8 protein-coding genes are annotated in these 10702 nt (G+C 40.9%); 2 read left to right on the forward strand and 6 right to left on the reverse strand.

The annotated features are described in order from the left end of the window. Positions 1 to 248 precede the first annotated feature (248 nt). Positions 249 to 908: a DUF3164 family protein gene (locus tag BW951_RS21910; protein WP_076396786.1), complete on the forward strand. Its 660-nt coding sequence runs from the start codon at positions 249 to 251 to the stop codon at positions 906 to 908. 149 nt (positions 909 to 1057) lie between these two features. On the opposite strand, the gene BW951_RS21915 is transcribed toward BW951_RS21910, so the two are convergent. Then, positions 1058 to 1408 carry a hypothetical protein gene (locus BW951_RS21915; RefSeq protein ID WP_076396788.1) on the reverse strand — a complete coding sequence of 117 codons (351 nt, stop codon included), beginning with the start codon at positions 1406 to 1408 and terminating at the stop codon, positions 1058 to 1060. Positions 1409 to 1548: 140 nt separating this feature from the next. Between BW951_RS21915 and BW951_RS21920 the strand changes: the two genes are divergently transcribed. Then, positions 1549 to 1758, forward strand: coding sequence for a hypothetical protein (locus BW951_RS21920; RefSeq protein ID WP_076396790.1), 210 nt, complete (start codon positions 1549 to 1551; stop codon positions 1756 to 1758). Between the two features lie 16 nt (positions 1759 to 1774). Here the strand turns inward: BW951_RS21920 and BW951_RS21925 are convergent, their stop codons facing one another. From BW951_RS21925 to BW951_RS21945, 5 genes are read right to left on the reverse strand one after another with little or no spacing between them, the layout of a single operon-like run. Further along, entirely contained in the window at positions 1775 to 2053 is a 279-nt protein-coding gene (locus BW951_RS21925; RefSeq protein WP_139326239.1) for a hypothetical protein, read from the reverse strand. 1 nt (position 2054) lies between these two features. After that, a complete protein-coding gene (locus BW951_RS21930) occupies positions 2055 to 2378 on the reverse strand; it encodes a hypothetical protein (RefSeq protein WP_076396794.1) in 324 nt (107 codons plus the stop codon). A 21-nt stretch (positions 2379 to 2399) separates the two neighbouring features. Next, a complete protein-coding gene (locus BW951_RS21935) occupies positions 2400 to 6071 on the reverse strand; it encodes a DUF6443 domain-containing protein (protein ID WP_175608862.1) in 3672 nt (1223 codons plus the stop codon). Positions 6072 to 6076: 5 nt separating this feature from the next. Continuing rightward, complete coding sequence (locus tag BW951_RS21940; protein WP_076396798.1) at positions 6077 to 8848, reverse strand: hypothetical protein; 2772 nt, start codon at positions 8846 to 8848, stop codon at positions 6077 to 6079. 5 nt (positions 8849 to 8853) lie between these two features. Further along, positions 8854 to 10473, reverse strand: a complete 1620-nt coding sequence (locus BW951_RS21945) for a T9SS type A sorting domain-containing protein (RefSeq protein ID WP_076396800.1) — start codon at positions 10471 to 10473, stop codon at positions 8854 to 8856. Between the last annotated feature and the right edge of the window lie 229 nt (positions 10474 to 10702).

The following is a 10702-nucleotide window of genomic DNA, read 5'->3' on the forward strand; positions in this document are numbered from 1 at the left end:
GCCGGATTTAATCAAACTTATATTTTAGGACATGGAAGCCACAGAATTATTGGACGAGATTTTGAAAAATTACACTTTGGCAACAACCGTCTCGCGGCAAATACAGGCTCATCAAAAGAATATAGCCCTTTTAAACGGCGAATCAAAGAAAGCCTACGATAAGGGGTATAAAGATGGAAAACGCGACGGAAAAAAGGAGAAAATCGACAACTTAATACAAAAGAACTAACTATCAAAAATAACAAATTATGAATATTAATGAACTTTTAGAAAGACCAATTAACGAATTGTCTGCAGAAGAAATGGAAGCGGTGCTGAACCATAAAAGAAAAATGGAGACGGAACAACAGGAAAACGAAAAACGCGCCTATGAAGCCGAAAGAGACAGTGATATGGGAGAATTGATTGCCTTAGCCCTTGAAGTTGAAAGCAAATCGTGTTTATTGAAAAAGCTTACTCATGCCAAGATGGAAAAACACCAGGAGAAATTAAATGAATACGGAAAAATCCGTAGCAATTCTAAAGGCGGCTTTACCTTAATGCACAGCGACAAAACCATAAGAATTAAACGCCGCCGCGATACACAACCCACTTGGGATGAAAGAAGCACCAAGGCTCTGGAACTGATCCACGCTTTCCTCTATGATACCGTTAAAAAGAGGGACAAGGATTTATTTGAAATGCTGATCGGATTTTTAGTAAAAAACAAAAAAGGTGATCTCGACTATGCAAGTGTAATGAATTTACTAAGCCATGAAACGCGTTTTGATGATCCAAGGTGGAAAGAAGGGTTAAGGCTTTTAAAACAGAGTTACAGCAATTTTCTGAAAGGTTACCAATATGATTTCGAGAAACAGAATGAAGAGGGTAAATTTGAAAGGATAGAACTCAACTTCTCGGCTCTGTAATACTTACAATTTCAACGTTTAAAATTATCGGGAAAATCCCGAATTTATCAAAATTAGAATACCATAAATACAATAATAATGGTTGATTTAAAATAAACTCCCTTATTGGCAAAGCTAATAAGGGAGTATTTTATTTATGTTGAATATTCCTACTTCAATTTTACTATAACATCATTGGTAAACATTGTCGGGTTCCAGTTATTTCTACTGCAAACAAATTTATATAGGTCGTACGCTTGTTGCATATTTGCAATTCCACCCAATTCATAGGTTTCATTTTTAGCCTGATTGAAATAAACCGCTGTTCTCATTTCTAATTTATAATTTTGATATTGTTTACTCTTATTATAGTCATTTGCGCCAAATAAACTAATGAAATCTTCTTTCATATTAAGCCTTTCAATTTTAGCCCCACCATCTGAATAAATTCTATAATTCAAAATTTCGCCGTCTTTAGTTTTTAGCTTACCTTCGGTGTTTTTTAAATTTAAAACACTCATATTGAAGCAATTGTAACTTATTGGAGCAAATATAACTTATCACTTTTATATAAAGCAAGTAGATTCTGCTATAAATTGCTCCTTACTGCATAATAAGGAAGTAATCTTTTTATCTATCTTAGCCGTATCTTAAAATTACCATGATGAAATTATATCTTTTACTGCTTCTTCCTGTAGTTTCTTTTTCCTGTATGGAGCGAAACAAAACAGAGGAAATCCTGCAAGCTAAAAACAAAACAATTGACAGCTTAAAAGCCGAATTAAAAGACTGTACCGCCCAAGCCAAAATAATGGCGGAAGTTCTGGAAAAAGAAAGAATTGAGCTGCAAAATAACAAAGCCACCAAATAGGTGGCTTTGAGATTCATTATGCGTCATTTATACCATATTCGTAAAGCCTTTTAGCAATATCTTCATATGATGGTGCACTCTCTAAACTAGCAACCCAATCTTCAATAAACTCTTTTGCTAAAAAAACTTCTAAAAGATAATGATATTTATTTCCATTTTCTTCCTTGATTCCATTATCATCATCTTCTGGATAAGATAAAATTACTTCTGATTTGTAATCATCCATATTCTCTAAAAAGATAATTAAATCCTCATCAACATCATTAATTTTACTAACTAAATCTATTAAATTCATCTTATGCATCATTTATCCTATAATCTATAAGTCGTTGGGCTATTTCAGAACTTGTAATGTTCCTATATGTATTAATATACTCTTCTACCATCTCTTGAAGCATTTCTAAAGGAAATAACTCAATGAACCTGCTTCCATTTTTTTCAAATTCAAGATCACCATCCGTATCTTCAATTCCAAAAATCGATACTTCTGAATGTACGTCTAATGAGTCTTTTAAACAAGTAATAAGAGCCTCAGATTCATTATTTACGTTAAAATCGCTTACTAAATCACTAAGATTTTCAGGATTATTTAAATAATCAATAAAATTTATTAGATTCATTTATTTATAATTTTTTTGTTATTATTTATTATATCCACCTCCCCAAATAGACATTCCTCCTTTAAGTTCTGGGTGCATTATTCTCCAAAAAGGACCTCCTGGTATACTGGGGTGTTGGCTTTTAGGAACTAATTGCATAATTCCCTCGCCAATATCATGATGCCAAACCCAGTTAGTGGGAGATTTTCCTAAAATATTTCCTGTTGCAGATCTGGGAATTGTGATTCCTAATTCTGACATTCCGGCAGCAAATTTTGCATCCGAAATCATTGCATTTGCTAAAGAGGTATTAGCTGCTTTAAAATGTATATATGAACTTTTTCCAGGATATAGATTATTCGCTAATTTCATTTCATAAGCAACAGAGTAAAAAGCAGCTTTTTCTTCGGCTAATGCTAATTGAGGTTTTTTCAAAGTCACAAGTCCAATCACCCCCAAAGCCATTCCAACATATGGGTGATCCTCAGAAATTCTTTCAATACCAATACCTGCAAGATCCGAAAAACCAAACATATCACCACCCATCATTCGTACACCTCCTCTGTCAATTTCAGCTATTCCAAGCTGCCTACCAGAATCAAACATTATTCTATTCCAAGCTGTCTGCATTCCAGAGATGCCATTGTAAAGAATACTATGGTTAATATTATAAGTACTTATTGCTCCACCCCAGTTTTTTTTCCTGCCATATCCTTTTAAAACAAGTTCTGGAAGATCTACATTCACTTTATCATATAACTGAGCCATAATACTCTTAAACCACTCAGTTTCGCCAAATGTTTTGGGACTTTTGCTGCCACCGCCACCAGAGCCTCCTGCTCCTTTGTAGAAAAGAAGCATATCATTTCCTAAGAACTGGTTGTATGATGCATAAGATTCATATCCTCCTCTCAAATAATAGTCTGCAAGTCCTCCTCGTGGTACATTATCTTCAACCGGTTCGGGAGCAAAAGCTTTTCTACCATCCGGATCAATAAACATCACAGGATTATTCAGTGCATAATTGTAAGGATTTACCCTTGTTGTTGTTTCAGCTAAAGGATCAATAACGCTCCATCTTGCGATGTCACTCATGTACATCCTTGCTCCAAAGTCGCTCCATCCTGTTTCCTTCTGCAGCTCTTTTCCGCTGTATTGGTAGTTGTAGGAAGGATTTCCTGTCGTCTGGTTATACCCTTCATGCTTCAATCCAAAAGGATAGAAATTGTTTTCTTCAAGAACTTCTGCGCTACCATTGGTGTTTTTAAAGTAGCTTACTCTAATGTTTCCCAAATGGTCTGTATAGCTGTAAATATACTTATTATTTTCAAAATTATAATATCCTTCCGAAGTAGGTACAAATTTCAAAATAAAAGGAGCGGCAGGATTTGCCAGAGTAGCATCAGATTCATATTGGAAACCATCCAGATAATCTGTAGTTTTAGAAGCAAGATAAGCATTGGTACCGTCTTTATACTGGTATATCTTTCTTACTTTACTGCCTGAAGCACTGTATAGATAGGTTGTATTTACATATCTTGCTCCGCCTCTGCTTGGCACAGCCTCGTTAAATTTAATATACTTCGGAAGATCCAGGATGTTATAATCAATCTGCAGAATTCCTTTGTCTCTGTGGGAGATCATATTTCCGTTGACATCATAAGAGATTCTATTTCCGGAAGTATCAGGATACCCTCTGTAATTGGTGGAGTTATCGGTAACGGTACTAAGTCTGTTTCCTGTATAGGTATAGGTAAGGTTATCAATAAGTTCCGCAGTAGCAGAAAACTGTCCTTTAGCATTTCTCTGCAGGGAAGTAATGTTCCCGCCAAGATCATACGCTGCGGTTTCATTAAAGAAATTATTCTGCGGAACAGAAGCATCGGGCTCAGAGTAAATCCCCTGTGTCATCCTGTTGAGATCGTCATAGCGGTATGCGTATTTTCTCAGGATGTTGTCCTGCGCAGATTTCCAGCTTATTTCCTTTATGTTGCCGCTGTATTTCCCTGTGGTATTGTCTGAGGGATCAAAAAAAGACAGGGCATAGGCAAAAAGGTCGTTTCCCGGGTTGGCAGGATCGTTTACCCTGGTGGTGGCTCCTCTCATATTGTAGGTGTAGTCTATGCTCTGCAGATTATTGCCAACCTTTTTCTGGATCAGCCTCGAGAGATCATTGTATATATTTTCAGACAAAAGCTCCTGAGGGTTGCCGTCTACCTGATGCCACTGTTTTTTCAGCCTGTTCTGGCTGTCGTATTCAAAGGTCTGGGTAATCACTTTCGGGGGATCCGAAGCCAGTCTCGCATGGGTAAGCCTGGTCTGCTGTACCACTCCTGCAAAATCCGGAAGAGATTCTGTTTTGGTATATCCCCCGAGATGGTTAACGGCATAGGTTCCTACCGCTCTTGCTTTTTCATCGTACCAGATGTAGCTTTTCGTCCAGTTATCGTCTTCTATATTCTTCACATAAGAAGCCGTAGGAAGGTTTTTGGTATTCACCGCCATGGCAAGGTTATCGCCAATGGTATTTTTGCCAAATACCTGGGAAGGTCTTGCAGGGGTTTCCGCAGGATAGGTATCAAAATAGTTAATACTCAAGATCTTGGTAAAGGCGGTGGGGTATGCGCTGTTGGTGTAATAGGCTGTTACGCCGTTGGCGCTGAATCCTCCCGGGTTTCTGCTCTCGTTTTGAGAGACGGCGGCAGCATTGGCAGTATTCTGCTCTGCCTGTCTTCCTTCGCTGCCATAGTTCTGTGCACTGGTGAATATTCCTGTGTATACGGTTCTTCCGAATTTGTCGTACTTGGTAAAAAGCCACTGTCGGGAAGCTCCCATATTGGCATCCTGGGTCATGAGCACACGATCCTGCGTATCATACACGATGTATTCCCATCCTTTTCCCGGGAGTTTCTTTTCTACCTGCCTGCTTCTGCTGTCGTAGCGGTACTGGTAGCAAAGCTCATCCAGCACTGTTCCCGTTAACGGCTGAGAGACAGCCAGCGGAGGAATTACATAAGCCAGCTGCCCGTATTTGTTGTAGAGGTAGTAGGTTTCCGTATTCTGTTTTTTTACCAGTACGGTCTGTCCTTTTCCGTTCTTATATTCGGTGGTCTGGTGTCCGTCTTCATCCGTAACGGAAGTTTTCATCAGCTCTCCTGCGCCATAGTTTCCGGCAGGAGAAACCGCATTGCTGGTTGCTCCGTTCAGCCATGAGGTCGTTACGGTATATTTTTTTACTTCGTCTGCGGCATTTACCCCATAGCCATACTGTACGGAATGCCCCAGATAATCCGATCCCGGTTTTCTCTGGGAAAGGAGCTTACCGCCGGGAGCGTTCTCCTGTACCGACTCGCTGTAGAAATACGGATCTGAGCCATAAGCCTGAGCAGCATTTGCTTTCGGATCTGTATAGATTGCCCCGTTCTGGGTTCCCGTCTGCGGAACAGGAAGGTAAGATCTTAGCTGTCTTCCAAAGCTGTCGTATTCCGAAGGAATCACGATGTCTTTACCGTTAGGAGATGCCTTGATGCTGATGACCTGCTTCGCCCTTCCCAGCCCGTCGGAATACTGTACAGCTTCGGTTTTCCGGCTGCAGTCTTCATTCAGACAGTTTTTGGTATAGATGAAGTTCTGGTCTGTGGAAAGCCCCGTGGTTTGTGCATAGGATAACCCTGCAACAAACAAAAGGCTGAATATATTAAAACTTTTTTTCATGCTCATTAATGTTTATAGTTGTACTGATTTTCTTTAATCACCTGTCCTTCGCTGTTTTTCACCCGCAGCAATCTTCCGGAATCATCATACTGGAAGGTGTTTCTGATGCCGTTAGGCGATACAGAGTTGGTAACCCCAACCAGCGGATCATAGGTGTACACCGTGATGGAATACTGCTGAAGCTGGGAATCTGTGCGCAGGGCATTGAGCGCAGTAAGCAAAGCTCCTTCATTGGCAGGGTCTGCCGCATCGGCATTGGATGCCGATATGGCGGCAGAGATCACAGAAAGGGAAGAAATATCACTGTATTTCGCTCCGGCAATCTGTGCAATGGGAAGACTGTTCTGGTATCCCCATATTGTGGTTACGGAATTTCCTGCTTTGTCGGTGGTCTGCACAAGGTTTCCGTTGCTGTCGTAAAGATCGAAGGTCACGGAAGTTTCCGCCGTCTGATTCAGGTCTGTTGTTTCAATAGAGGTAGGATAAAAGTGGCTGCTGCTGTCATACTTCGTGGTAATCCTGGTCATCACGGTGCCGTCTGCTTTCACTTCGGTCTGCAAAGGGACGGAAAGCATATTTTTATTTACCAGACGGGTATTCCCCAGATCTGCGGCATATTTTGTAGAAGCTTCACTCACGGTGCCGTCCTGAGCCGTTGTTTTAACAAGCATTTCCTGAAAATTGCCCGGATGGAAGGTACTTTCTTTAATGGTAGCGTAAGAGGAGTTATTATCCGGATAGACAATGTCTGTCTGTTTGCTGTACTGCAGCCATGCCGGTTTTGTAGCTCCCATCTGGATAGATCTCTCAGGCGCTCCCGGAATCTCCTGAAATGTATATTCGTACAGTGAAGATTCGGTTTTCTGATTCAGTTTATTATAGACTTCCTTTTTCTCAAGAATACCTTCTGATGTGAAATTATAATAAGGAATATAAGCTGTATTGACAGGCAATATATAATCATTGGGTGTTTTGAAGTAATGTTTAATGTAGCCGTTGTTTTCGGTTCCCGCTATTTCTGTTTCCTTTACGTTTTTATACAGTAGAAAACCGTTTAAATCATCCAGTTCATTAAAGAATAAAGTTCCGCTAGAACTCGAAGCATCTGAAAACAACTGGTAATCAAATGTCTTTGTTTTCACCAGCACCCCGTTTTCATCAAAAGACTGGATCTTTTTTACCCTTGCCCCTGCATTTACAGGATCTTCGTTCCTGTAGGGTGCGGGAATTGTTTTCTTTTTGTAGAGGCTGAGAAAACCATTGCCTCCTCCGGTCATGCTTACCGTATAGGTTCCGGGGAACAGGGTAAAGATCGGAACGGTACTGCAGGAACTGTCTTTTATTAAGGTCTGGTTTGCGGCATTTCTCACCGTATAAGTGAAAGGGATGATATCTCCATGGGGATTGGTAAGGTTGTACACCTCCATCACTCCCGGGATCAGGTACTGGGTGTCTCCGGCTACCGTAAAGGAATAATGGCTTGAGGTATTGGTATCAAAAGGAATGACGTTCGTGGTATCGTAATAATTGATTTCCAGGTCATTCGGATGCTGTACAGCATAATCCGGAGCTGTTTTATCTGTATAGATCATGTTTGCCTCAAAATTATACACGACAGATCCTTTCGTAGGAAAGGTGATCTTTTTCAGGAGTCCTACAGTGTATTTCTTAGGATTTACAGGCTGCGTTCCTTCGCACAGAAAGTTCCCGTAGCGTGTATCGCTGTAGTATCCGTATTGTCTGTCAGAGCCATCTGCATCATATTCAAAAAGTGTTTCTTCCGTTGGTGCGAGGTTTTTATCCAGCTTCTGTATTCCGGTCAGCGCCTTTCTTCCGCTGATTTTCCACGAAGGGGAACCCTGCAGGTTATCTTCCAGAACATACGAGGCTCCGTAGGTAAACTGGTATTTGGAGATCAGCCTGTCTGCAGGATCGGTGAGGCTTACTGCAGTAAGGGTATAGGGATCGGTAGTCACGATCTCTCCGTCATTCATCTGGTCATAAAGATAACTGAACTTCAGCTTGCCTTTTGCCGTAGAAATGGTATTGATCTTACAGTACTGGTACTTCATGATGGAAGACGTACCCATGTATTTGATCTTCTTATCGTAGCTGTAATTAATGAACTCTGTGCCGTTAGGATCTTTTACTTTTGTAAGAAAGAATGAGGTTTTGTAATTCTTATAGCTGATATCTTTAATAACCCCTACATTATAATCCTGAAATAGGTACTGATATCCCAGATCATCGGTAATGGTAAAATTATTGATGATGAATTTGCTGCTTGAGGTATTTCTTTCATAATCTATCCTGATTTTTTCACCTGTAAGATTACTGACCATAAAATTTCCGGTAGCCGCATCTTTCAGTATCTTAAATTTGCCGGAATGCCCCGGGATATTGTAAAAGAAGATATCTGCCTGTTCTTCATTTATGGAAGAAGCGTCGGTAATTTCGTCCAGCTCGGAGACAATCTGCCGCGTTATCATCCCTGAGGAGAACATCGACCAGCCTTGTCCTACCTCACTGGCAGGGATGTGGGCTTTGGCATTATAAACGTGATAGGATAAAGCAATATTTACCGGAAGATCTTTATGAATGCTTTCCAGCTGATAAATAGGAAAACCGATATTGGGAACCCCCGTTGCAGGAGATACTGCCGTATTGATGTAATTGGATAATGATCCGGTGGTAGGTTCTGCCACCGCAGTATTTTGTGCCGCTGCCACTCCATAAAGCAGAGACAGGGAAAAAACAGTCAGTTTTATTTTCTTCATTTGTCTTATTTTTTAATCAATTTGGCATTCGCCGTTTTGTCATTGGTTTTCACCACCACCAGATATGCCCCCTGAATCAGCGGCTGGGTATTGATCTTAGTAATCTTATTTTTTGTCTTTACCGTTTCTAGCTTTCTTCCGCCCATATCGTACACTGCAATTTCAGCTTCAAAAGCTCCTTCTCTCAAGCCCTCAAATCCAAGCTCCACATACACATAATCCGTTACCGGGTTCGGGTAGATCCTGATGTCCTGCTTTTCGATCAGCTGGTCAACCTGTCTGTCACCCAGCTTCACGATCTTCCAGTTTTCTTTTCCAAGTTCCTCTGCGCTGGTTCCTGCGAGTATGATTGATCCGTCACGGTTCAGTTTTATATCAGATAACCGTTCTTCTCTTTTTCGCGATTCTCCTTTCACGTGCTTTCTCCACTGCTCGTTTCCGTTCTGGTCGAGATACAGCATCCAGAAAGTCTCATCATCATTTTCAATCCTGCCTTCCGCCTGTGTGTAACCGCCCAAGAGAATTCCTTTGGAAGTTTTGTCATCCGAACCATGCAACACACTCATTCCCATCAGAACATCCCGGTTCTTGAAATTGTAGGATTTCTGCCACTGCTCATTTCCATTTAAATCAATAGCAACCAACCATACATCGGTTCCCTCTTCAATACCTACGGATTTATTTCCCGATCTTTCCGATCTGGATTCTCCACCGATCAGGTAGCCTGTTGAAGTCAGTGCCAGTGTTCTTACATGATCGTCGCCTTTTCCCCCGAAGTTCTTTTCCCACTGGATCTGTCCTGTATTACTGAGTTTTACAATATAATAGTCCCCTTCGCCATAGTTTTCTGTGTCTTTTGAACCACCCAGATTGCTTCTGGAATAGATCCCTAACAAAACTCCTCCATCTTTGGTGGGAATCATTTTTTCCACTTCATCCAGACCTTTTCCGCCTAAAATTAATTGGGATAGTTCCTTCCCGTTTTTATCCAGCCTTACCACCAGAACATCTTTGGAGCCGTAGCCTTTAATTTTCGGATCCTGAGCTTGTTTACCCTGAGCGGAGCCGAAGGGAAGGGTTGTATTTCCGGCGACAAAGAATCCCATATCCGTGGTCTGAATTACTGCCTTAGCTTCTTCATCCGCAGTACTGCCTATGGTTTTCTGCCATAATTCATCGCCAAATTCATTGATTCTGATCAGCCAGAAATCCGATCCGCCTTTGGAATCGTCTTTTTTATCCAGCCCTTTCCCTGAATAGCTGGAACCCGCCAGAAGAAACCCTCCTTCCTGCGTGTTGACCGTTGCCGACAAAAAATCATGGTTTTTCCCTGAGAAATATTTTTCCCAAACCTCTTCGCCCTGCTGGTTGAGTTTTACCAGATGGAAATCGTAACCGTTGTTCTGCTGCGAGGTGGCAGGAGAGCTGCTGCCTGTGATCTTTTGGCTGTTACCCCGAATGCTGCTTCCGGTAATTAAATACTGTTGATCAATTGTAGTGACGACCTGTGAGAGAAAGTCCTGCGTAGAAGACCGGATGTCTTTCTGCCAGACCACTTCCTGGGCAGACGAAAAACCTCCCAGGAGTGCGCACAAAAGAAGTGCGCCTGCATAATCTTTTTTCATTGTGAATATCAAATTTAAGTTGCTAATATATTTTTAATTGTGTGTTATTTGCAATCCGTAAAAACCCCATATTTTGGGTTTGGATTTAGCCGAATGCTTTTAGCCTGACCGGTTGTTTATTTTCATTTTGCTTATTTTAAATGTTATTCTTTTTCATGCAGCAAAGATATATTCGCAGAACGGCAGAACATGTCGTATTTTATTGAAATACATTTCAACTGCAAATAAT

It is taken from the genome of Chryseobacterium gambrini (assembly GCF_900156825.1).
Taxonomy (GTDB): domain Bacteria; phylum Bacteroidota; class Bacteroidia; order Flavobacteriales; family Weeksellaceae; genus Chryseobacterium; species Chryseobacterium gambrini.

What these genes read in the sequence shown, in the direction of transcription:
- BW951_RS21925 (WP_139326239.1), bottom strand. Translation starts at nt 2,053, where the DNA reads ATGAATTTAATAGATTTAGTTAGTAAAATTAATGATGTTGATGAGGAT.
- BW951_RS21915 (WP_076396788.1), bottom strand. Translation starts at nt 1,408, where the DNA reads ATGAGTGTTTTAAATTTAAAAAACACCGAAGGTAAGCTAAAAACTAAA.
- BW951_RS21945 (WP_076396800.1), bottom strand. Translation starts at nt 10,473, where the DNA reads ATGAAAAAAGATTATGCAGGCGCACTTCTTTTGTGCGCACTCCTGGGA.
- BW951_RS21935 (WP_175608862.1), bottom strand. Translation starts at nt 6,071, where the DNA reads ATGAAAAAAAGTTTTAATATATTCAGCCTTTTGTTTGTTGCAGGGTTA.
- BW951_RS21920 (WP_076396790.1), top strand. Translation starts at nt 1,549, where the DNA reads ATGATGAAATTATATCTTTTACTGCTTCTTCCTGTAGTTTCTTTTTCC.
- BW951_RS21910 (WP_076396786.1), top strand. Translation starts at nt 249, where the DNA reads ATGAATATTAATGAACTTTTAGAAAGACCAATTAACGAATTGTCTGCA.
- BW951_RS21930 (WP_076396794.1), bottom strand. Translation starts at nt 2,378, where the DNA reads ATGAATCTAATAAATTTTATTGATTATTTAAATAATCCTGAAAATCTT.
- BW951_RS21940 (WP_076396798.1), bottom strand. Translation starts at nt 8,848, where the DNA reads ATGAAGAAAATAAAACTGACTGTTTTTTCCCTGTCTCTGCTTTATGGA.